The organism is Parendozoicomonas sp. Alg238-R29, assembly GCF_947331445.1.
Lineage (GTDB): Bacteria > Pseudomonadota > Gammaproteobacteria > Pseudomonadales > Endozoicomonadaceae > Sansalvadorimonas.
On record NZ_CAMZOG010000021.1, the window covers coordinates 27,997 to 49,881 of the forward strand.

Consider the following 21,885-nt stretch of genomic DNA (forward strand, 5'->3'; position numbering starts at 1 on the left):
TTTTAATGCCTGATTATTTCTGAAAACTGCTTAAGAAAGACAGGTTCATCACAAGACAGTGGTGCCATATCTGGTTCATGCCCCTTACTGTAACCGTAAATTTTGAGCTGGCTCTGCCCGGAAAGTAAGACTGAATATACTTGCTGGAGATCTGCCACGGTAAAGTTCTCAATCGCTTTTACCAACTGTTTTGTCTGATCGAAGTCGATAAAACCAGTGGAAAGGTCATTCCAATAATCCACAGTCTGCGCAGAGAGACTGGTGTTAGGTTTCAGTAAATTGGCAATCATTCCTTTCTTCACATTATCCAACTGCTCCTGGTCAATACTGCGAATAATCTCCTGATAAGTCGTTAGAAAAGAATTGGTTCGCTGATCCAGATAGTCTGGATCGCGATCCGGTGATTGCACAAAAAATGCTAACGACGGATAACTGAGGTCTTCCCAGAATTGGGCCATAACGGTGTAACCCAACTGCTCATTGGTACGGAGCTGGGTGTAGAAAGGCATATGAAGCAGGTTAGTGAGTATGCGAAACGCTGCCCGGGTTTTCATATCCTTTTTGTTGGCGGAAGTGATCTGAAAAAATGATGAATCACTGTTGCTGTAACTGCGGTAACACAGCCCCCTGGCAAGCTTCAGTGGAATTTTCCTCACCATGTCTCTTGGTTTACTAACAGGACTACCTGCAAAGTCCGACAGCGATTTCATTAAACTCTCTGCAGATTTTCTGGTCATGTTTCCATGAAAGAGAACCTTCATGGAAAAGTTGGTAAACAGTGTTTCATGCCACGTACGCAGTTCGCTGGCCGTTATAGTGTTGAGCTCTGCCAGTGCTTCTTCCGGTGACGAGGAATACTGATACCGAATTTTGGCAAAAGCTCTCACAAGATGAGACAGAGGGTCCTGAAAATCTGCATTACTCAAGCTCTCAATAATTGCAGCCTTTTCCTGTTCGAACGCATCATCTTCAAATGAGAAATTCTTTAGCCGTTCTAACAAAGTCAGGAAGAACATGGGAAGCCTGTCATTGAATCCGGAAACCGTAAGCACAAAGCCTTGGTTTTCCGAATCAAGGCCATAATCGAGATCAGCCAAACGGGCCTGGTAAAACGAGTCGCTGTGATTGCTATCCATGATATTGCTGAACAGAGCAAACAACATTTTTTGCCGGGGAGCTTCCGAAATCTGAGACATTATGAATTGTACATACATTTCACTGCGAGGCAGGTTGAACTGGTTATCATGCTTGAACCAAACCTCCATTTTGTCGCGACTTAACAGTTCCGGTAGCGGTGCACTTTCTTCTTTAAGAACCGTCAGGTCTTCCGGCATAAAAGGATTTAAGGGCGGTAAAGAAAGTTCCGGATCAGGAGAGGCATACACCATTAATTTTTTTTGCTCAGGTGTTAACTTTCTGAGACTGTAATGCGTTCCGGTCCAGGGCTCTGAGAGAATGTCATTGTCTGACACTGGCGGAATAGTATTACTGATGACCCTGAGCCTCATATTCTTGTGAGTGAGTCGAGATAACGTTTTCTTGATTTTTTCCGGTTTAAACTGGTGGATAAGAAACCGGCTTTGTATCAGTTGATCCGGAGGAAGATCCGGCATGGCTGTAACAAGACGAACAGCGGTATTCTCAGGTGAGGCCTCCCCCAGAAAACGAAAGCGTAGCTCTTGTATTCGTTGAAGTTCATCAAAGTACTTTTGAGTAACACCGTTTTCCTGAATAAGTTTGATGTACGAGAAAACCTGCCCGGCAATAGCTTCAATATGTTTGTAGCCTTCCTCTGTCAGCTTCAAAGCAACCCTTAGCACTGCATCAACGCCATTATCTTCGCCCCATGCATTCATACCCTGTATCCATCCTTTGTCTTTTAGTACCTGATTCAGGGAACCTTTGGCTTCATGAGCAAGAAGGTGGGTAATGTAGAGCGTATTTTTCTCTTTTAAGTAATCTTTATTAGCAGGAAGCGGGAAAATAAGGTCCATCTGTTTATGCTGTTGCTGAGATTGAACATCAATACGTATGCCTACTTCGTTGTCCGTATATTTGGGAGGAAGTGTTTGCCGGTGAACTGAAGCCCGATCTGTAATTTTTGAAAAAAGCGTTTTAATCGACAGTTCCATATCATCAAGACTACGACCACTCACGACCGATATAGATATGTTTTCTCCCACATACCAATCCTTATGGAACTTCAGCAAGGCATCCCTGAGAATTAAACCATTGTGATCCTGCAGTGTTTGCAGGTTGCCCACTGCAAACCTGTGCATAGGGTGCTTGGGGTTTAGTGTTGCCTTTTCTACCTGATAAATGCGCCGGGTATCTTTCTGCCGGTAAATCTGAAATTCAGCATCTACCGCATGGCGTTCTCTATCCAGATATTCTGGATTCATAAGGGGAGCGATGAAGAACCAGGACATTCGCTCCAATGCAGGAAAAATTTTGGAATCAGGCAGGTTAACGTAGTAAACCGTATCTGTTTCAGAGGTGAAGGCATTACTGAAACCACCCTGCTCTGAGATAAACCCATCAAAACTGTCGACATCAGGATATTTCTCACTTCCCAGAAAGAGCATGTGTTCCAGGAGGTGCGCAAGCCCTGGCCATTCCTCGGGAGTTTGCTGATGCCCGGCATGTACTCCCACTGCTGCTGCCGCTGTTTCTGAGCCTGGAGCATGAACCAAAACCACTTTGACTCCATTCTCAAGTTCAAGATACCTGTATGAACGGGTGTCATGAGGGCTTTTAACAATTTCCGGGTACTGTGCAGGTGCCGCCGAAGCGACACCCGGCAGAAACAGGGCAAGAAAGAAAAAAACAAAACTCTTGAGAAAGCGATACATAAGCTGACCCTGCAGTAGGTGATCAGCTTTTCTATCGGCAGAAAGACCGTAAAACCCAGAAGTTACAGATTCAGGGCAGACGCCTGCTCTGGAGAATCGACAAAAATATTCCGGGTTCCCTGAATGGCTTCTATCCGGTTATTTCTGTCCCGCTCTCCATCATCAGGGGGATCGAGCTGATGCCACTCAAGCATAGTCTTAAATTCTCCCTTCAAAGGCACTTCGTAGGTTGTTGCCATATAGAGATAAACCCGCGCAACATCACCTTTGAGTGCATCTGAAGGCTCCAAATCCTGAAACGATTTATAAAGCTCGCACCCTCGCTTAATGGCTGCAGGCACTTCCGGCTCAGCAATGTTTCCAAACTCAGCATTACGTCTTTTCAAGTTAACGCTGGCCTGCATGGGATACAGGTTATGAAGGTCTGCAGCAATCAAACGATAACGGCTATTACTCTGGCATTGGGAATCGGTCCCACAACCGAGTTCTTTTCGAACATAGCTCAGGGAATAAAGCGGAGTACTTCGAATACGGCTGTTAATTTTAGTGAATTTACTTTTGCAGAAGAAAGACTTCCCACCCTTCGGGTATAGAGACAGGAGCAGATCATCTGTGTCATTTGCCTGGACAGGAACGAAAGGCAGTACCAATACCACCACAGCCATCCACGATTTTATTATTTTTTTCATGGTCTGTAATACGCAAATTGGATCACAACTCCAGTCTAGGGATTTCCCCGAAAGGAATAAAGCCTTTCGAGCATAAAGCTTGTAATGAGATCGTCACTAAAAATAGTCTAATGCTAAGAATAACGGGTAGGCGACAAGGGTTGTCGCTGCAGGGATGCAGTTACGAGTAAAGGATTGTGAGGATAATGCCCGTGCTCATAATCGATGAAATAGCTATCTGCATGACGGGCAGGCTGGGACGTTTCCGTAGGGGAAGAGGCTGTCCGGATATTCAGTTAATACCACTAACTAGCGGCTCTTCCCGCCACATACAATATCCTTAATAGCTTCCCAGATGGTCATCTCGTTTCGCGGATTATGAGCCCCATCACAGAGTGGCATTTCTTTTGATTTGGCGCAGCCGCAAACCCATTGCAATGTTTTCTGCTGATAACAAAGAGTATACGGTTTGCACCGGCAATTTTCTGAGTCGTGATAGGGTGGGTTATGGGTCTGACCGCAGCGACAGATTTTATATTCAGTGTTGGCTTCGCAGCTGATCACATAAGGATCCTGCTTTTGGAACATTTTCATTATTATTTTTCTCACAGGGTGCTGAAGTCAGCACCCTTTCATTATGAACCTGCTTTGGTGGGTCAAAGGTTCTTCAAAACTTTTTGCACACTGTCTTTGGCATCACCAAACAGCATACGGGTGTTCTCCTTGAAGAACAGTGGGTTCTCAACGCCAGCATAACCGGAGGCCAGTGAACGTTTAAGCACAATAACCTGTTTGGATTCCCACACTTTTAACACCGGCATACCTGCAATAGGTGAATCCGGTCGTTCAAGTGCATCAGGGTTAACCGTGTCGTTTGCTCCAATCACCAACACCATATCTGTTTCCGGGAAATCGTCATTGATTTCATCCATCTCCAGAACAATGTCGTACGGTACATCAGCTTCGGCCAATAGCACATTCATATGACCAGGCAGACGACCAGCAACAGGATGAATACCAAAACGAACCGTGCAGCCATTTTTCTGCAGGGTTTCTGTTAACTCCTTAACAACCTGCTGTGCTTTGGCAACAGCCATACCAAAGCCTGGAACAATTATGACACTCTTGGCGGTTTTCAAATCATCGGCAACATCTTCTGCCGAAACTTCTGTCGCTTCACCCTGATCACCACTGGCCACTGGAGCTTTGGCACTATCCGTACCAAAGCCACCCATAATTACTGAGATAAAGGAGCGGTTCATTCCCTGACACATGATATAACTGAGAATTGCACCGGAAGAACCCACCAGAGCACCAACAACAATCAACAGGTCATTCCCCAGCATAAAGCCAGTGGCTGCTGCGGCCCAGCCGGAGTAGCTGTTCAGCATGGAAACAACCACTGGCATATCTGCCCCACCAATAGCTGCAACGAGGTGAAGGCCCAAGGCCAGCGCAATCACGGTCATCAGCATCAGCATGAAGGTTGAAAGAGCTGTGTGTGGATTTGATGCGAAGTAGGTCATCATCCACAGACAAACCAAAATGGCTATTGCATTCATCCCATGGCGAAAGGGCAGAATGAGGGGGCTTCCGGAGATTTGTCCGTTCAGCTTGCCCCAGGCAACCAGTGAACCAGTAAACGTCACCGAACCAATAAATATACCCAAATAGATTTCAACCAGATGTATGGTGAGTTCTGCACCAGTCAGCTCACTGGCAGCCGGGTCAATATATCCCGACCAGCTGATTAGGATTGCTGCCATGCCTACGAAGCTGTGCAGTAATGCAACCAGCTGAGGCATTTCTGTCATCTCAACAGATTTGGCTTTCTGCATGCCAATAAAACCACCTACGCCAACAGCAACAATCAGCATGAAGTATCCAGTTACTGCATCACTAGCGATAGTTGCCAGTACAGCAATCGCCATACCGGCGATTCCGTAATAGTTACCTTGCTGAGCAGATTCGTGTGCGCTTAACCCCTTAAGGCTGAGAACGAAGAAAACTGCGGCCAGCAGATAGGCCATATAAACAATGCCGTCCATATCTGCTCTCCCTTAGCGACGAAACATTGCCAACATACGACGAGTGACAAGAAAGCCCCCGACAATATTGATGCTGGCAAGAAGGATGGAAACAAACGCAAGTAATGAAATCAGCCACGAACCACTGCTGATCTGTAACAGCGCCCCAACAATAATGATGCCCGATATGGCATTGGTCACACTCATTAACGGTGTATGCAATGAGTGAGAAACATTCCAGATAACCTGCCAACCGACAAAGACTGAAAGTACAAACACCATAAAGTGAGAGAGGAAAGAAGGCGGTGAGTATTTGCCAAGTACAAACAGAATAATGCCCGCAACAACCCAGAAACCAATAATCGCACCAGCGCCGGTTGGCTTTTTCTCTTCTTTTGGTGGGGGAAGTGGCGCAGATTCTCTTTTCACCTCTTTAGGTGCTTCACTTAACTTTGGTGGCGGTGGTGGCCAGGTGATATTTCCTTCTTTAACAACGGTGGCTCCGCGAATGGCCTCGTTTTCCATATCAATTACTGGCTGACCATTTTTCTCCGGGGTCATTTCAGCCAGAAGGTGTACAAGGTTCTGGGCATATAACACAGAAGCCTGGCCGGGCAGGCGGGCTGCCAGATTAGTGTAACCAATAATGGTGACGCCCTCTCTCACCGCCACTTCACCGGCCACAGTAAGATCACAGTTACCGCCCTGTTCTGCTGCCATATCCACAACAACAGAGCCTTCTTTCATCGCCTGAACGGCATCGGTCTTCCACAGTTTGGGAGCTGGCTTGCCCGGAATCAGGGCGGTAGTGATAACAATATCCACCTCTTGAGCCTGCTCCCGGAACAGAGCCATTTCCGCTTCAATAAATTCTTTGGACATTTCCTTGGCGTAGCCACCCGTGCCAGCGCCATCTTCTTCGATATCTACGGTGAGGAACTCACCCCCCATAGATTCAACCTGCTCGCGCACTTCCATTCGAGTATCGAAGGCGCGAACAATGGCTCCCATGCTTTTGGCTGTTCCGATAGCTGCAAGCCCGGCTACGCCGGCACCAATAACAAGAACTTTGGCCGGTGGAACTTTACCGGCTGCGGTGATTTGACCAGTCAGGAAACGACCAAAGTGATGAGCGGCTTCCACAACAGCACGATAACCGCCAATGTTCGCCATGGTGCTGAGTGCATCCATCTTCTGTGCCCGGGAGATGCGAGGCACAGAGTCCATAGCCAGAACATTCAGTTTTTTAGCCGCCAGCTTGTCAAGGAGTTCCGGGTTTTGAGCTGGCCACAAGAAGCTGATGAGGGTAGTGCCTTCTTTAAAAAGCTGGACTTCGTCGTTTGTTGGCCCGTTTACCTTCAGAACGTAATCCGCGTTGGCGTAGAGTTCCGCTTTGTCTGCTACAACCTCTGCGCCGGCGTCCTGATAAAGCTGATCTGTGAAGCTGGCTTTCTGCCCGGCACCGGCTTGGACGCAGACATCAAACCCTAGATCTATTAGCTTGCCAACACTGGCAGGGCTTGCAGCTACCCGTAGTTCCTGAGGTGATATTTCCTCAGGGATCACTATTTTCATGATTGTCCTCGCAGCAGTCTGAGCCCGTTGCAGCTAGAACTTACCGAGTCCGTAACGGAAAACGGGCTGATCATTCAGGTTAGGTTATACAACCCAGTGTTATAGCCGGAAATAGCCAGTTGTGACTGTTATATCTGCAGACCTGTGCCCGATAAGCACACAGAAACATTGTGTACTCATAGTCGTTACACATTCAGCGAGACCTTCGATGGTAGGGTGTGCTCGGCTGATGGAAATCTGGTACCTCCCCCCTGCCGCAACAGCATCTGGGGTTCTAGCTTTTACAATAATGCAACACCTTCAGTGCTCTATCTGCATCCAAATCCTGAAAGGTACCTGGGTTGGGAACCTGCCCTACGTAGCTCAATTCAGGACACTCCTCTTCTACCTGCTCCATCAGAAATTTCCGTGAGAGCTGAGGTGCATTCAGGCACAGCAGTACATCTCCGCCATCGTTTACCAACTCGGGAATTTTTCGAAGTAGTCGAGCATAGTCTTTTGTAGCGACAAAACTACCTTTCTGGTGACTGGGCGGATCAGCAATAACCAGATCGTAAGCCCCCAGTTTACGAAGTTTGCCCCAGGATTTGAAAATATCGTGCCCAAGCAAACGCACACCACTGTGAATATCATTCAGCTGGTGGTTTTCCCGGCCAATTGCCAATGCGCCTTTGCTCATATCAATATTCACAACCTCGGTTGCGCCACCTTTCATTGCAGCGACAGAGAAAGCACAGGTGTACGAGAACAGGTTTAAAACCTTTCTTCCTTTAGAATGTTCCTTAACCCATTGTCGTCCGTTGCGCATATCCAGAAACAAACCATGATTCTGCCCACGCATGAGATGAACAACAGTTTTGCGGCCATCTTCTTCCACAACATGGTGAGCAGGAATTCCCCCAGAAACCAGCTCTACAGAGGATTTTCCCTGACCACGCTGCTGGAATACCAGATTTATACTTTCGGTTTGCTTCCAACATCCGCTCCAGAGATCTTTCAGAAGGGTCTCTATTTGCAGGCGGAAATCCGGGGCTATCTCTTTAAACGCGGTAAACAGTAAAACGGGTGGATACCAGTCAATGGTAATCTGTTCACATCCGGCGATTAAGCCTCCCCGCCCATGAAAAAGGCGTTCTACATCACTTCCCAACGTCATGTGTTGCAGGTGCTCGTTAAGGCATTGTAAGGGTGAAAAGTTTGCAGACATCGGAGAACTGGCCGGATGGAATAAAGGCGCAGTATTGTATGAAAATACTGTGCCTTTATCCTAGCCCGAATATTTCACCAAAATCAGAAGTTTAAAGTCTGCTGGTTTGTTGAAGTGGAACTTGAGAATCACGATCTCTTTGGTTGTACGGATATGATCAAAGAACCCTTTCAGTTCGGGGAAGACAATATTCCTGGCGCTGGTGGCTGCACCATGGAAGAACACCAGTGATTCTGCATCTTCTGCACTGGAAGATGCCCGCTTTATACGAATATCAAAGTACCGAACCCCCAGCTTGAATTGATCTGTCAACGAGCATGTTTGTGTAACAGTAAATGGCCGAGCCACCGCAGCCAGCATGCTGGCACCCGCACCGGACTGCATTGTGTAAGTGGCTGTATCGTGGCTCCCTGGAATAGTTAAATCCAGCAGGCGTTTGTTTTTGAAATCAAGCTGGTGATTGGCGAAATACCCCATCCAAGACTCTGTAGTGTAGGTAACTGGGCCAGCCTGGCCGGTGATTCCTGAAATAATATGTGTTGGTGCAGAAGGATCAGTCTGGGATAAAGGCATATCGATCTCTTGCCTCTCTCAAGGGAATGTAAGAGTTGTGCGCTTTGGTTTCACATTCAGATACAGGATAAACAGGAAATCAGAGGCTGTTTTTTTGCATTTTTGCTAAAGTTCGCCGCATTCAAGTTTTTTTCGAGATAGACATTGATTACCGAGAACCAGACTCCACAGGCTGAAGCTTCTTTGTCAGAAAGTCAGTTATCAGAAACACCCAAGCGGTTTAATGATCTTGAACTGGATGATCGCCTGATAAAAGGTCTAAATGGGCTGAACTTTGAAGAGCCAACCGAAGTGCAGGCCAAGACTATTCCATTGGTCAAATCCGGCATAGACCTGCTGGTAAGCGCTGAAACCGGTAGCGGTAAAACTGCAGCCTTTATGCTACCTATTCTGAACCGTCTGCATACGCTAGAGGCTCCTCGTTCTGCCACTCGGGCACTTGTCCTGGTTCCTACCCGTGAACTTGCCCGGCAGGTTCTTCAGCAGTGTGAGGTTCTGGGTAAGTTCACCTTTATTGAAGCCGGCATGATTGTTGGCGGTGAAGACTACAAAACCCAGATCAAACTGCTGCGCAAGAATCCTGAGATTCTGATAGCAACACCTGGTCGTCTGCTAGAACATATGAGCCGCAAGGACGTTGATCTGTCTGATCTGGAAGTTCTGGTTCTGGATGAAGCCGACCGAATGCTGGATATGGGGTTCAGTGAAGATGTTCTGAAAATCGAAGAGGCTTGCAAGAAAGAGCGCCAAACGCTGCTGTTCTCCGCCACTCTCAAGCAGAAAGGCATGCTCCATGTTATCAAGCAGGTTCTGAAAGAAGACCACGAAAACCTGTTATTGAGCACTGCTCAGGATCAGCACGGTAGCATTCGCCAACAAATCATGCTGGCCGATGATCCTGCTCACAAGATTCGTGTCGTGACCTGGCTTCTCAAGAATGAAAAATTCCAGAAGGCCATTATTTTCACCAATACCCGTGAGCAGACTAATACTCTAAACCAGATGCTGCGCAAAGAGCAGGATCTGCGAGTCAGTGCCTTGCACGGTGAAATGATCCAGCCAGATCGCAACCGGGTGATGATGCTGCTTCGGGAAGGCAAGGTGAATATTCTGGTGGCGACTGATGTTGCTGCTCGTGGCTTGGATATTCAGGGTGTTGATCTGGTCATCAATCTGGATATGGCTCGCAACGGTGATGATTATGTGCACCGTATTGGCCGGACTGGCCGTGCAGGGCAGGAAGGCACTGCTATCAGCCTCATAGGGCCGAATGAATGGAACCTTATGTCTGCAATCGAGCGTTACCTGAAAGTACGTTTTGAGCGCAAGAACGTGAAAGAGGTTGAGGGTAGTTACAAAGGCCCGAAAAAGGTTAAAGCTTCTGGAAAAGCTGCCGGTAAGAAGAAAAAGAAAACCGATGCACCAAAGAAGAAGTCCAGACCAAAAAACAAGAAAGCAACGGGGCAGCGCAGAGCACCATCCCGTGGTTCTTCTGCTGGTGTGGATACAGGGTTTGAACCACCCAAGCGTAAAAAAGTGCCTGTAACCGAGTAAACCTGTTTATGACCGGCTCAACCACGGTTTACGCGGTTGAGCTGACCTTTTTCAATTCCTCGACCAGCTCTGTCATTTCTTCTTTGTTCCCGATACTTATCCGTAACCAGCCAGGTAAGGCTGAGTATGTGCGTAGCAGAATGCCTTTCGCTTTCAATTTGTCGTATAACGTATCAGCCTGTTTAACTTCGAAGATGACAAAATTTCCCTGAGAATCCGGAACCTTTCCAACACATGGTAGTTGCCTTAAGGTTTCAACAAGTTGCTGGCGCAGGGTATTCAGCTCACCCACTTGCTCTTTCATGTGATAGATGCCTGAAGTGCTAAGAGCTTCCTCGGAAACAGCGCTGACCGGAACTGGTACCGGATAAGGCGCGATAACCTTTTCCAGTACTGCAATAATCTTCTGATTTGCCAGCACAAAGCCGCACCGTGCGCCCGCAAGGGCAAAGGCTTTGGAAAGTGTTCGCAACACCACAAGGTTGGGGAATTCTGCCAGTTTGCTGGCAACTGTTTGATCCGGGCAAAACTCGATATAAGCTTCATCCACTACAACCAGTGTATTTGGAATAGATGAAACAAGCTCAAGTAATTGAGTCTGGTTAACGACTGTACCTGTTGGATTATTGGGATTGCAGACAAATACCAGCTTTGCCTCTTTTCCCTCTTCAACGAGTTCTGCCGGTAGCGTGAATTCACTCGCCCATGGTACAGCTTGATATCCCACTCCGCAGGTCAAAGCGCTGATCCGATACATGCCATAGCTGGGAGTCAGGCTTACAACCTTATCTTTGCCGGGAACACAAAAGGTTCTAATTAGCAGTTCAATACCTTCATCCGCTCCACGGGTTATCAACACATTGTCTGTACCGAGATTAGCGTAATCTGCATAAGCTTTACGCAGGGCTGGTGGCTGGCAATCCGGGTAACGGTTTACGCCTTCAATATTTGTATTGTTCCACGGGCTTTCGTTAGCATTTAACCAGACTCTCCCACCGCTCGCTGTTCGGCGAGCGGATTGATAGGGAACAAGTTCCAGCAATTCCGGGCGGCAGAGTTTTTCAGCAAAGTTCATCCCTGTCCACCTTCCAGTCGAACTGACACAGCATTAGCGTGGGCATCCAGGCCTTCAGCATTGGCCAGAGTTATCACTGTTTGTGAAAGCTCATCTAAACCAGTACGGCTCAATTCCTGTACGGTATAGCGTCGACAGAAGTCAGCTAACGACAAACTGGAAGCACTTCGGGAAGCACCATAAGTCGGCAGAACGTGATTGGTGCCGCTGGCGTAATCGCCTATAGATTCAGGAGACCATGCTCCCAGGAAAATAGAACCAACTGCACGTAACTTGGGTAACAGCTCTCTTGGATTTTCTGTTTGAATTATCAGATGCTCTGGGCTGTAAGCATTGCTGATTTGCGTAGCTTCTTCTAATGAGTCGCAGATAAATGTACGACTCTGTTTCAGGGCTTCGGCAGCAATATTTTTGCGGCTGAGTGTCTGCAACTGCCGATCCAGTTCTGCATTTACAGACCCTGCAAACCTTTGAGAAAGACATACCAGCATGGTCTGACTATCTTCACCGTGTTCGGCTTGGGAAAGAAGATCTGCTGCAACAAAAGCCGGATTAGCGGAATCATCTGCAATAACAAGAACTTCGGAAGGTCCGGCAGGCATATCAATAGCTGTACCTGTTTGGCTAACCTGAGTTTTCGCTTCGGTCACAAAACGATTTCCGGGGCCAAAAATCTTATCCACTTTCGGAATGGTTTCTGTGCCATAAGCCAGAGCAGCAATGGCCTGCGCTCCGCCAACAGGAAACACTTGTTGAACACCACATCTCCATGCAGCGTAGCAAATAGCATTGTTCACTGGTGGAGGTGTTGTCAAAATCCGAACTTCGCAGCCCGCAATTTTTGCAGGTAGAGCCTGCATTAACACAGATGACACAAGTGGTGCGCTTCCACCAGGAACATAAAGTCCTACTCTTTCTATAGCCTCGCTTCTCAGCTCACAAACTATGCCGGGCTGAGTTTCCACCGTGACAGGCTGAAACGCCTGTGCACCGTGAAACTTCTCAATATTTACGATGGCTGCATCGATGGCTTGCTTCAGTGCGTCAGGAATATTGTTGCCTCTCTGGCGCAGTTCATCACTGTCGATAACCAGCTGCTCGAGCTTTTGCCCATCAAACTGTTCGCTGTATTGATAGAGAGCCTGATTTCCATTGCGGCGAACATTCTCAAGAATATCCGCCACAGTTTGAGTTAAACTTTTGCCCTGAACCTGCTCAGCCCGTGCCAGAAACTTTTCCTGGGATTCTGTCGTTTGTTGATTCCAGTTAATAATATCCATGATTTACCCAAGCATCTTTTCGATTGGCAGCACAAGAATGGAACTGGCTCCCAGAGCTTTCAGTTCTTCCATGGTTTCCCAGAACAGGGTTTCGGAGCTGACAGCATGCAGGGCAACGCGTTCTTCGTCTTGTGCGAGGGGCAGAATGGTGGGGTGCTCGGCGCCGGGCAGAAGATCAATGACTTGATCCAAGGTGGCCTTTGGTGCGTGGAGCATGATGTATTTGCTTTCCCGCGCCTGAATAACGCCGTTAATACGGGTCAGTAGTTTATCCACAAGAGCCTGCTTTTCATCACACAGTGGTGAAGCTGACTGAATCAAGGTGGCTTTAGAGCGGAAAATAACATCAGTTTCTTTAAGGCCGTTGGCTTCAAGTGTAGCGCCGGTGCTGACAAGGTCACAAATAGCATCAGCCAGACCCGCTCGAGGCGCAACTTCTACCGAACCTTTCAGCATGCAATCACTGAAAGGAACGCCGGCCTGTTCCATATAGCGAGCCAGAAGATAGGGATAAGACGTAGCAATGCGGGAGTTAGTCAAAGACTCTGGGCCTGTGTATTCCATATCCTTATCCACAGCCAGAGAGAGGCGGCAGCCACCGAAGTCCAGTCTCCGAAGTGTGGTGAAGCTGGCAGGGCGCTGTTTCGCAGTGCGTTCCAGCTGTTCTTCTTCAAGAACATTCTCGCCGACAATGCCAAGGTCTACGACACCATCCATCACCAGACCGGGAATATCGTCGTCCCGCACACGAAGGATGTCGATGGGAAGATTCTGACAGTGACTCAGCAGGCGCTGGTCTTTTAAATTCAGCTGCAGGCCAGAACCTTTCAGCAGCGTGGCGCACTCATCTGCTAAACGACCAGACTTCTGGATGGCGATTCTGAGTCTTGGTTGGGTATTTGTTGTGTTTGTCATGTTTCAGTCCTCTTAAACGAAAAAAACCTGAAGCGCTTGCTCCAGGTTTTTTGTTTCGTTCTGATCTGAAATCAGACTCTTACACTGGAGGGCGCTATTTTTGCAGCAGCCTTCCAGCGAAATGCCAAAGGCTACCGCTTGAAATGGTGATGATGGTTAGCAGTAAACTTCAGCATTATGAGTGTTCCTTTAGTGTTCCTTTAGTGTTCCCTTAGTGGAAACGCCTGTTTATTCTAGTGGAAACGCCTGTCTATTCGCGTTTCTAAAAACGATTTAACGCAAACCCTAAGGGAGGAAAGAAGAAAAAGCAATCACTCAGCCGTTGCCTCCTGACAGATTTTACTTGAGCAGTTGATGCAGTCTCTTTTCCATTTCCGCGAAATGACCGGACTATTTATCGCAAAAAGTTATATTGAGGTCGGCTAAGCTTAATAGGTGGCATAGTCATCGTGGATGCTGTTTGTGTGAGACATTTGCTGCCATTACTGCATTGAGGAAAGCAGGGAGGTTTAGCAATGTTTATACAGGGACGTATACGGCCATGGTTGTCTGTAATTCTGGCGACCGCTCTTCTCAGTTTCGTTCTGACAGGTTGTAGCACTTCTCCGTTACCCAGTGGACATAAGCGCAGTTTTACTGCGTGGACCAATTTCGGGCAGGCCAAGAAAGCTTATGACAGAGTTATTGTTGGCAAAACTGACTTCCGAGAACTCAAAGAGCTGGGTTTTGATCCTTTTAGTGTACCTAATGTGAAACGTCTGACTTACCTTGATGTTATCAGCCACTTCATGCCTAACCCTTCTATTGAAGTGGAGCAGCTTTCCCCTGGTTTACAGCAATGCATTTACGCGAGGGAGAAGTGCTACGGTGTTGAGGCCTGGCCCAAGGTTAAGCACAAAAAACGCTACGGCAATACGGCTCTCGACCTCATGAATTTTCAGAAACAGACTGAAATATCCGGATGGGAATTTCGGGCTATTGTTGTGCTGGTCAATAACAAAGTTGTGTTCAAAATCTGGAGTGGAACGCCTCAAATTCTTCAGTACGACAATGAACGAAATCCTCTAGGGCCATTACAAGGTGCCAGCGACTATTTTCTGGACTAATTTTTGACCAAAGCTTCACTAAGAAAACGCCCCCTAGTATTACGAATGGAAATTAGATGTGCTTGGGAATTTTTATTGTTTCTCTGTGGGCGTCATGATGATGTTGAACAGCAATCCCAGCTCCTTCACTGATATCATCAACAAGTCTGTTAAAGCGGCCTTCTTCTCTTTCGCTGATCGCATAACCTCCGTTAGGCATGCGGTGAGCGGAGTCGTCATAATCTGTACGGAATGTATCAATAATTTTTCCCGCAAAGTCTTGTACATCAATCCCGGTATCAACATCCATAGCACCAAGTAAGATCTCAATAGCCCCTTCTATAAATTCTCGTTGTTGCTTATCTGCTTTTCCGCCGCCATCAGCGCCGTCGCTGTCCATTTTGTTGACCAACTCATTGAACTGATTCAACTCGTCAGGGCTCAGCTGTAGATCGATTCCATAAGATTCCAGCAATTTATTAATATTATCTCCTTTCCACTCCTTACCCATGTAACCATTGCTGGCATCATCAACCATGTGATTTAAAAGTGGTGCCAGTTTTCTCAGAACCTCAAGCTTTTCATGAACCTCTTTCTGGTAGCTGCCCTTAAGCTTCAGGCTGCTACTTGAGAAGTCGGACTCTAAAGCCATCATGACACTGTCCATATCTGCGATATCTGTTGCTCCCGCAGCCGTTTTCTGGAGTGCGTTTACATTAGATTCGATTCTTTGCAGGGTTTCAGGGGGAAGGTCTTCGGCTACGACAAGCTGCATGGCGTAGGTGCTCAGCTGATTTTGAACTTCTGGAGGGAAATTTCCCTGATCACCGGCCAGGAGTAAGTTTCCGGCAACAACATCCTGACGACTTGTAGCGGCTATGGATTCAAATACTGATAACGAAGTTTTACCCACGGGTTGTACGTCAGGACGATCCAGAACCGGGGTTACCTGGCCTGTTGTGCCTACAATATCACCATCACCAGTCAGATAACCGATAGTGTTCTCTCCACCAAACCCTGCGGTGGGGGAGTTTTTAGTCTGTTGTTTTTCAATGCTCTTCGATGACTGCTCTGAAACTTCTTCTGAACGGCGCCTGGCTTCCGCTCTTAAGCGCTCAGTAGCCATCTGGTTTTGTGAAATTCCTTCCGCCATAACTTCATTACTCGCAACAATGTCCCTTATCTACCTAACAGAGTAGAAAATGGGTAAACGACCTTTGCTCTGTAAATTGCACAATCTGGAATATGTACTAAATTTTTAATTAGGATTTCTAATAAAAAGACAGTATTCAGGATGAACAGCTGTCTAACTCAAAGAAAGGGATTTCCCATGGGTAATGAGCGTAGTCAGGGTTTAAAGGTACTTCTGCTAACCGCCTGTATTATTTCATCCAACTTTATTGCCACTCGTCCGGCTTCGGATGCATTAACGGAAAAGCAAGAAAAGAGCCCACAGATAATTTTGGCTTTGCGTTAATAACTCGACACCAGAGCTTTCTCTGATTCTTCAACTCTTCCAGTCAGCCACATTTGTGGCTGACTGCCTGCACTAGACTCTTTCGTAATTACGACTCCAGAACTCACAGGGATGTGATGTTTAGTTTTTCGAAACTCTCTATTGAGCGCAAACTGCGCTATGCCATGATGATCACCGCTGAGGTGGGTCTTCTGGTGAGCCTGATTGTGTACAGCGTTTCCGATTACACCAAGTCGAAAGACGCGATGATGGAGCGTATCCAGACGTTGGTTGAGGTTTTCGCGACCAACTCACAGGCTGCTGTTCATTTTCAGGATGCCGCAGCGGGCAATGAACTTTTGCATGGTCTGGAAGTTGTTTCTCACATAGAGGAAGCCTATCTTCTTTTGGCCGATGGTCAGAAACTCGCCAGTTATAACCGTTCCGACTCCCACACTTACAACAAAAATCTTTTGCCTCCAGACAAACGAACAGTTGAAATCTCCGATGATTGGATGGATGTTGCCCGGGCTATAGAATATGAAGGCAAGCCTATTGGCACAATAGTGATCAGAGCCAGCCTTGAACCTTTATATCAACAGATAACCCTGAACCTGATGGCAGCCTTGATGATCACCATTCTGGCCATCATTGTTTCTTATCTTGCTGCTTATCGGATGCAGAGGTTAATCTCCAATCCAATCACAACTCTTGCGGAAGCCATGAGGCAGGTTTCGTCTTATCAGATTTTCTCCCACAGACTGGAGAAGACCAGTGACGATGAAATTGGCCAGCTTTACGAGCGTTTCAATGAAATGATGGATCTTGTCCATCACCGTGATCAAAAGCTGAATAAGAATAAGCAGGAACTGGAAAATACGGTTGAGTTGCGTACAGAAGCGCTCAATATGGCCAACGAAAACCTTCGTGACGCCATTGAAGAAGCCACTGTAGCGAAAGAAGCAGCACTCGAAGCAGCAAAAGCCAAAAGCTCATTCCTTGCCAATATGAGCCATGAAATTCGTACGCCTATGAATGGCGTTCTCGGCATGCTCGAACTTCTGCGTGATACCCATCTGGAAAAAGGTCAGAAGGATTATCTCGAAACTGCCTATGGCTCCGCTGATGCTTTGTTGCAAATCATCAATGACATTCTCGACTTTTCCAAAATCGAAGCTGGCAAGCTAGAGCTGGAACAGATTGATATGAGCCCCAGCAGCCTGGCTGATGATGTTTCTGCTTTGTTGGCTAGCCGAGCACGGGAAAAGAAAATTGAACTTGGCTGCTATACCGACGTGAATATGCCATCCGCCGTGAAAGGCGACCCTGTACGTTTACGACAGGTGCTCACCAATCTGCTTGGTAATGCGGTGAAATTCACGGAAACAGGTGAAGTGGTTGTTCGTGCTCTCTACAAGGGAACAGAAAACAATCAACACATTGTTCGCTTTGAAGTAAGAGACACTGGTATTGGTATTCCAGAAGAGGTTGTTCCAACACTGTTCCAGCCATTTACTCAGGCTGATGGTTCCACAACTCGTAAGTTTGGAGGTACAGGTCTCGGCCTGACTATCTCTCGCCAACTGGTTGAAATCATGGGTGGCGATTTGCAGGTTACCAGTACCTTTGGCAAGGGCTCCTGTTTCTTCTTTGAAGTGAAGATGGGCGTCAGTGATGGTGCTGATCTGCCTAAACACTATGAGAGCATGGATCTTTCCAACACCTATGCTCTTATCGTGGATGACAATCCAACCAACCGGGAAATACTTCACAAGTATCTGGAGGCCTGGGGCATTGACCATGCCATGGCAGAAGGTGGCCCCATAGCCCTTGAAAAAATGCACGACGCAGTCACAGCAGGCAGACCCTTCCAATTGGCTTACCTCGATATGCAGATGCCGGACATGGATGGCATTACTCTTTCAAAGGCCATCGCCAATGATAAAGATTTGGGCGACTGCCGGAGAATCATGCTGACAAGTGCCGGTCACCTTTGTGCCAAGGAGCAGAAAGAGGCATTACTCCATGGCAGTTTGGCAAAGCCATTCAGACAATCTCAATTACTTGATCTGACCATGGAAGTGATGAACCGTCAGTCAGTGAAAGATATAGCGCCAGACAAACCCAAAGAAACCAAAACCAAGTTCGAAGACAAGTACTCTCTGCTATTGGTAGAAGACAACCCGGTTAACCAGAAAGTTGCCAAAGCTATGCTGAAGAAGCTTGGCATTACCAATATTGACCTTGCAGTGAATGGCCGTGAAGGTTTGGAAATGACGGGTAAGAAGAAGTACGACCTGGTGCTAATGGATTGTCAGATGCCAGAAATGAGTGGCTATGAATCCACCGAAGCCATCAGAAAGCGGGAAAGTGAAGAGAGTAGTGAAGAGAGTAGTGAAGCCCATAAGATTATTGCCATGACGGCCAACGCTATGGAAGGTGACAGGGAAAAATGTATTGAAGCCGGTATGGACGATTACATCAGTAAGCCGGTTAAGAGTGATGCCCTGGCAGAAATGCTTTCACGGTGGTTAAGCGAATAAGTCCACTACCAATAGCCTTCCCTTTTGTTCTCCCCGGTTAAATGATTAGCTACTTTACCTGTGAAAAAAGGGCTGTGAAGCACGGTCAGAAATAGTTAACATCCGCACATTCTTAATAGAAATTGTAGTGAAAGTTATGGATGTTCAGGTAGTCGACTACTCTGCCGCCGATGCGCCGGAAAAGTTTGTTGAATCCTTACGCGAAACTGGTTTTGCTGTTTTAACCAACCACCCCATACAACAAGAACTGGTTGAATCTATCTACAGCAACTGGCTTGAGTTCTTTCACTCTTCCCACAAACACGATTTCCTGTTCGACCCGGAAAAGCAGGACGGTTTCTTTCCTTCAGACGTTTCAGAAACCGCCAAAGGGCATGCCAAAAAAGATATAAAAGAGTACTACCATATTTACCCTTGGGGGCGCGTGCCAGAAGAGCTTAATGCCGAGATAAGAAGTTATTATAAGCAGGCTTCAACACTGGCAGGCGAACTACTGAAATGGGTGGAGAGCAATTCTCCTGAAAACGTTGCCGGTAAGTTCTCAGAGCCTCTTCCTGATATGATTGTTGATACGCCCAACACTCTTCTGCGCGTGCTGCACTACCCACCATTTACAGGTGAAGAAGAACCAGGAGCTATTCGTGCAGCAGCCCATGAAGATATCAACCTGTTAACCATTCTTCCTGCTGCCAACGAGCCAGGCCTGCAGGTAAAAATGAAAGATGGAAACTGGGCCGATGTGCCATCCAACTTTGGCAATTTAATTATTAATACTGGTGATATGCTGCAGGAAGCTTCTGGTGGGTATTTTCCTTCGACCAGCCATCGGGTGATTAACCCTGTTGGTGGCAGCCAACAGAACTCTCGAATGTCTTTGCCTTTGTTTTTACACCCTCGGAGTGAAGTCGTGCTTTCTGAGCGGCATACGCAGCGGAGTTATTTGCTGGAGCGATTGAAGGAGTTGGGGGTTATTTGATTTTCCTTAGGCTTAATGGCGGCTTAATGGGACTTAATGGGGTCGGAGTTATTTTATAATCTCGACTCCCTGCCCCATTACCACAAAGTTTGACGACTTCTCTTTTTCAACTTTAGTTAAGTGTGTACTTTCAAATGTGAGACGCACTTGTGATATTAATAAGTAAAAAACCAGTCGTATTTTTGTGGCGTTTTATAATTTATTCAATACTTCTATTGTTCTTGTCACTTTATCTCTTCACATTCGTCAAAAGCAGACTGGAAACTGAAGCAATCGAAGCAGTAAAACTCAAAGAACCAACACTATGGCCGTTCATCTATGGGGTGGAAGGTGAAGGTGCTTGGCTGTCATCAAACAAAAATAACTATTTGAAGGAACAGGCACAACTAATAATAGGAAACCATATAAATCATAAAAGTATATCCTGGACAATCAACATACAGAGAACTATTAGAGATAAAAAACTATCACTAGAGTTTTTCATACGGGGAAACTTTCAACGCCATAGTACATTACATACTATTCTTGTAGTCGGTATGAAAGCGCCCAAAGTAATGTATCAGGAGATGCTTATAGAGAAGCCTAAAATCTAAATAAGACTTCTCTCTTTATTCTAAAAAAAAGGGTTAATGGGCAAATAAAAACTCTCAGACCTATCTACAGGATAAAGTTCAATCCATGTTGAGAAACGGTTTCTGGCTGGCAGCCACGTAAAGTCACCTTCAGGCAAAGTGTATATTTGTTCTTCATCAGACTTCTGCTTTAAGACTGTATCTAATCTTTCTCTATCAAATGACTTTGAGAGAATTTCACCCTCTCTACACTCCCTATAGTATTTTGGGAAAAATTGCATATCTTTACCCGCAATACCAGAAAATAGAAGAGCTGATTTTTCCTGGGGATTCGTTGGGGGCTCAGTACAAACACTTATAGGGCCAGTCCAACTTAATGATTGATACTTGGTAGAAGCATTAAGTAAGTCTTGTTCATCCAGTTCTAATGGTGTGACAATTTCAATTCTATCTTTCACAAAAACAGTAAAAACAGGGCGAGAAAGTGCTACGGCATACAAACCATATACCAATGCGGATAATTGAACCACTGCTATCAGAGTATAGTCACGTACCAACTCTGACTTCGGTTTTCTACTATTAAAAATTACCAATGAGATAACTGGTCCTAGGCTCACTTCGACAATAAGAATTATTGAATAGAGCTCTACCCCCCCAGCATTTCGGCCATTTGTCCCGGGTACCAAATAAGGAAAACAACACTCCCCGAGCATAGAGCAACCAATAAAGATACGCAGGCATGGATAGCTGCCGCCTGTAATTTTGAATTGATTGTAGGCCGTAATAAGGCTGGCATATACGAGATCTCCGCAAATATCACAAACAAAAAATATCAATTCGCAGTAAAGCTAAAAAGGCTCCTAATAAGGAGCCTTTTTAGTCACTCAAGAGAGCAAGCCCTCAAGAGTAAAGTAAACACTATCAGCCACGGCATTCAGCAGGAGTCAAGTTGGATGGCAGCAAGTTGGCAGCAGGAATAGTTACACTACCAGAAATTGCTTCAACACCAGCAGCCAATCTTTCCCGAGAGAAGCAGGTCCAAACGAGGAACTGAGCAGGACGCACGCCCACTACTAATGCAGCACCACCGGAAGAAGGAATCATTACTACTGTATTGCCGTTGGCAGCAGGATTAACACGAGCAGTATGTGCAACAGAAATCTGGCCTGTGGCATTATCAACAGTCATGTTTAATACATTTTGGGAACCGTTCGGGTTACCGTCTGCACCAAGAGTTTGCGTACAAGTGGCACCACCAGCACAAGCAACAGGCGCACCGTTAACAGTAGCACTCGTAGTAAACCCTGCACCAAAACCTCCGTTGGCAGCAGGTGTTACATTATTAGCATTATCTTGAACCAAATCCTTAAGGCCTTTAGCCATCAGCATACCCTCAGATACACGAGCTCTAGCTGTGTAATCTTGATAAGCTGGCAATGCTGTTGCCGCCAAAATACCAATAATCGCAACCACGATCATCAATTCAATAAGAGTAAAACCGCTCTGTTGTGTTTTCATTTTCACATT

At 46.5% G+C, this 21,885-nt stretch carries 17 protein-coding genes; 5 read left to right on the forward strand and 12 right to left on the reverse strand.

From position 1 onward, the window contains the following. Positions 1–2: 2 nt before the first annotated feature. The 6 genes from QMA35_RS07450 to QMA35_RS07475 all read right to left on the reverse strand — a co-directional run bounded on the left by QMA35_RS07450 (position 3) and on the right by QMA35_RS07475 (position 8,902). Entirely contained in the window at positions 3–2,852 is a 2,850-nt protein-coding gene (locus QMA35_RS07450; RefSeq protein ID WP_281646513.1) for an insulinase family protein, read from the reverse strand. 62 nt (positions 2,853–2,914) lie between these two features. Beyond that, positions 2,915–3,541, reverse strand: coding sequence for an endonuclease (locus tag QMA35_RS07455; RefSeq protein ID WP_281646514.1), 627 nt, complete (start codon positions 3,539–3,541; stop codon positions 2,915–2,917). A gap of 635 nt (positions 3,542–4,176) precedes the next feature. Beyond that, positions 4,177–5,568, reverse strand: a complete 1,392-nt coding sequence (gene pntB / locus QMA35_RS07460; RefSeq protein ID WP_281646515.1) for a Re/Si-specific NAD(P)(+) transhydrogenase subunit beta — start codon at positions 5,566–5,568, stop codon at positions 4,177–4,179. Positions 5,569–5,580: 12 nt separating this feature from the next. Beyond that, positions 5,581–7,122: a Re/Si-specific NAD(P)(+) transhydrogenase subunit alpha gene (locus QMA35_RS07465; RefSeq protein WP_281646516.1), complete on the reverse strand. Its 1,542-nt coding sequence runs from the start codon at positions 7,120–7,122 to the stop codon at positions 5,581–5,583. A gap of 274 nt (positions 7,123–7,396) precedes the next feature. After that, complete coding sequence (locus tag QMA35_RS07470) at positions 7,397–8,278, reverse strand: class I SAM-dependent methyltransferase (protein ID WP_281646517.1); 882 nt, start codon at positions 8,276–8,278, stop codon at positions 7,397–7,399. A gap of 111 nt (positions 8,279–8,389) precedes the next feature. Further along, positions 8,390–8,902, reverse strand: coding sequence for a hypothetical protein (locus tag QMA35_RS07475; RefSeq protein ID WP_281646518.1), 513 nt, complete (start codon positions 8,900–8,902; stop codon positions 8,390–8,392). A gap of 144 nt (positions 8,903–9,046) precedes the next feature. Here QMA35_RS07475 and QMA35_RS07480 point away from each other — a divergent pair, with 144 nt between their 5' ends. Then, entirely contained in the window at positions 9,047–10,456 is a 1,410-nt protein-coding gene (locus QMA35_RS07480) for a DEAD/DEAH box helicase (RefSeq protein ID WP_281646519.1), read from the forward strand. Between the two features lie 28 nt (positions 10,457–10,484). Here QMA35_RS07480 and hisC read toward each other — a convergent pair whose 3' ends face one another. Genes hisC through hisG form a run of 3 tightly spaced genes read right to left on the reverse strand, consistent with a single transcriptional unit; the run spans position 10,485 to position 13,726 of the window. Then, on the reverse strand, positions 10,485–11,531 hold the full coding sequence (gene hisC / locus QMA35_RS07485) for a histidinol-phosphate transaminase (protein ID WP_281646520.1): 1,047 nt from the start codon (positions 11,529–11,531) through the stop codon (positions 10,485–10,487). Next, positions 11,528–12,811, reverse strand: a complete 1,284-nt coding sequence (gene hisD / locus QMA35_RS07490; RefSeq protein ID WP_281646521.1) for a histidinol dehydrogenase — start codon at positions 12,809–12,811, stop codon at positions 11,528–11,530. The genes hisC and hisD overlap by 4 nt, the downstream gene beginning before the upstream one ends. 3 nt (positions 12,812–12,814) lie before the next feature. Beyond that, positions 12,815–13,726, reverse strand: coding sequence for an ATP phosphoribosyltransferase (gene hisG, locus QMA35_RS07495; protein ID WP_281646522.1), 912 nt, complete (start codon positions 13,724–13,726; stop codon positions 12,815–12,817). Positions 13,727–14,241: 515 nt separating this feature from the next. On the opposite strand from hisG, the gene QMA35_RS07500 reads away from it, so the two are divergent. Then, positions 14,242–14,832, forward strand: coding sequence for a hypothetical protein (locus QMA35_RS07500; protein WP_281646523.1), 591 nt, complete (start codon positions 14,242–14,244; stop codon positions 14,830–14,832). A 52-nt stretch (positions 14,833–14,884) separates the two neighbouring features. On the opposite strand, the gene QMA35_RS07505 is transcribed toward QMA35_RS07500, so the two are convergent. Next, complete coding sequence (locus QMA35_RS07505; RefSeq protein WP_281646524.1) at positions 14,885–15,964, reverse strand: hypothetical protein; 1,080 nt, start codon at positions 15,962–15,964, stop codon at positions 14,885–14,887. Positions 15,965–16,141: 177 nt separating this feature from the next. Between QMA35_RS07505 and QMA35_RS07510 the strand changes: the two genes are divergently transcribed. From QMA35_RS07510 to QMA35_RS07520, 3 genes are all read left to right on the forward strand, one after another. Continuing rightward, positions 16,142–16,288 carry a hypothetical protein gene (locus tag QMA35_RS07510; RefSeq protein WP_281646525.1) on the forward strand — a complete coding sequence of 49 codons (147 nt, stop codon included), beginning with the start codon at positions 16,142–16,144 and terminating at the stop codon, positions 16,286–16,288. 116 nt (positions 16,289–16,404) lie between these two features. Then, the gene (locus QMA35_RS07515) at positions 16,405–18,810 is read left to right on the forward strand and encodes a response regulator (RefSeq protein WP_281646526.1); all 2,406 of its coding nucleotides are present in this window, start codon (positions 16,405–16,407) and stop codon (positions 18,808–18,810) included. Between the two features lie 136 nt (positions 18,811–18,946). Continuing rightward, positions 18,947–19,786, forward strand: a complete 840-nt coding sequence (locus tag QMA35_RS07520; protein WP_281646538.1) for a 2OG-Fe(II) oxygenase family protein — start codon at positions 18,947–18,949, stop codon at positions 19,784–19,786. 613 nt (positions 19,787–20,399) lie between these two features. Here QMA35_RS07520 and QMA35_RS07525 read toward each other — a convergent pair. Continuing rightward, entirely contained in the window at positions 20,400–20,915 is a 516-nt protein-coding gene (locus tag QMA35_RS07525; RefSeq protein WP_281646527.1) for a hypothetical protein, read from the reverse strand. Positions 20,916–21,279: 364 nt separating this feature from the next. After that, positions 21,280–21,876, reverse strand: coding sequence for a pilin (locus tag QMA35_RS07530; protein ID WP_281646528.1), 597 nt, complete (start codon positions 21,874–21,876; stop codon positions 21,280–21,282). Positions 21,877–21,885: the final 9 nt, after the last annotated feature.

Excerpts from the sequence above, each read along its gene's own strand:
- QMA35_RS07505 (WP_281646524.1), bottom strand. The coding sequence starts at position 15,964 with ATGGCGGAAGGAATTTCACAAAACCAGATGGCTACTGAGCGCTTAAGA.
- hisG (WP_281646522.1), bottom strand. The coding sequence starts at position 13,726 with ATGACAAACACAACAAATACCCAACCAAGACTCAGAATCGCCATCCAG.
- QMA35_RS07515 (WP_281646526.1), top strand. The coding sequence starts at position 16,405 with ATGTTTAGTTTTTCGAAACTCTCTATTGAGCGCAAACTGCGCTATGCC.
- QMA35_RS07475 (WP_281646518.1), bottom strand. The coding sequence starts at position 8,902 with ATGCCTTTATCCCAGACTGATCCTTCTGCACCAACACATATTATTTCA.
- hisD (WP_281646521.1), bottom strand. The coding sequence starts at position 12,811 with ATGGATATTATTAACTGGAATCAACAAACGACAGAATCCCAGGAAAAG.
- hisC (WP_281646520.1), bottom strand. The coding sequence starts at position 11,531 with ATGAACTTTGCTGAAAAACTCTGCCGCCCGGAATTGCTGGAACTTGTT.
- QMA35_RS07470 (WP_281646517.1), bottom strand. The coding sequence starts at position 8,278 with ATGACGTTGGGAAGTGATGTAGAACGCCTTTTTCATGGGCGGGGAGGC.
- QMA35_RS07455 (WP_281646514.1), bottom strand. The coding sequence starts at position 3,541 with ATGAAAAAAATAATAAAATCGTGGATGGCTGTGGTGGTATTGGTACTG.
- QMA35_RS07510 (WP_281646525.1), top strand. The coding sequence starts at position 16,142 with ATGGGTAATGAGCGTAGTCAGGGTTTAAAGGTACTTCTGCTAACCGCC.
- QMA35_RS07530 (WP_281646528.1), bottom strand. The coding sequence starts at position 21,876 with ATGAAAACACAACAGAGCGGTTTTACTCTTATTGAATTGATGATCGTG.
- pntB (WP_281646515.1), bottom strand. The coding sequence starts at position 5,568 with ATGGACGGCATTGTTTATATGGCCTATCTGCTGGCCGCAGTTTTCTTC.
- QMA35_RS07450 (WP_281646513.1), bottom strand. The coding sequence starts at position 2,852 with ATGTATCGCTTTCTCAAGAGTTTTGTTTTTTTCTTTCTTGCCCTGTTT.
- QMA35_RS07465 (WP_281646516.1), bottom strand. The coding sequence starts at position 7,122 with ATGAAAATAGTGATCCCTGAGGAAATATCACCTCAGGAACTACGGGTA.
- QMA35_RS07500 (WP_281646523.1), top strand. The coding sequence starts at position 14,242 with ATGTTTATACAGGGACGTATACGGCCATGGTTGTCTGTAATTCTGGCG.
- QMA35_RS07520 (WP_281646538.1), top strand. The coding sequence starts at position 18,947 with ATGGATGTTCAGGTAGTCGACTACTCTGCCGCCGATGCGCCGGAAAAG.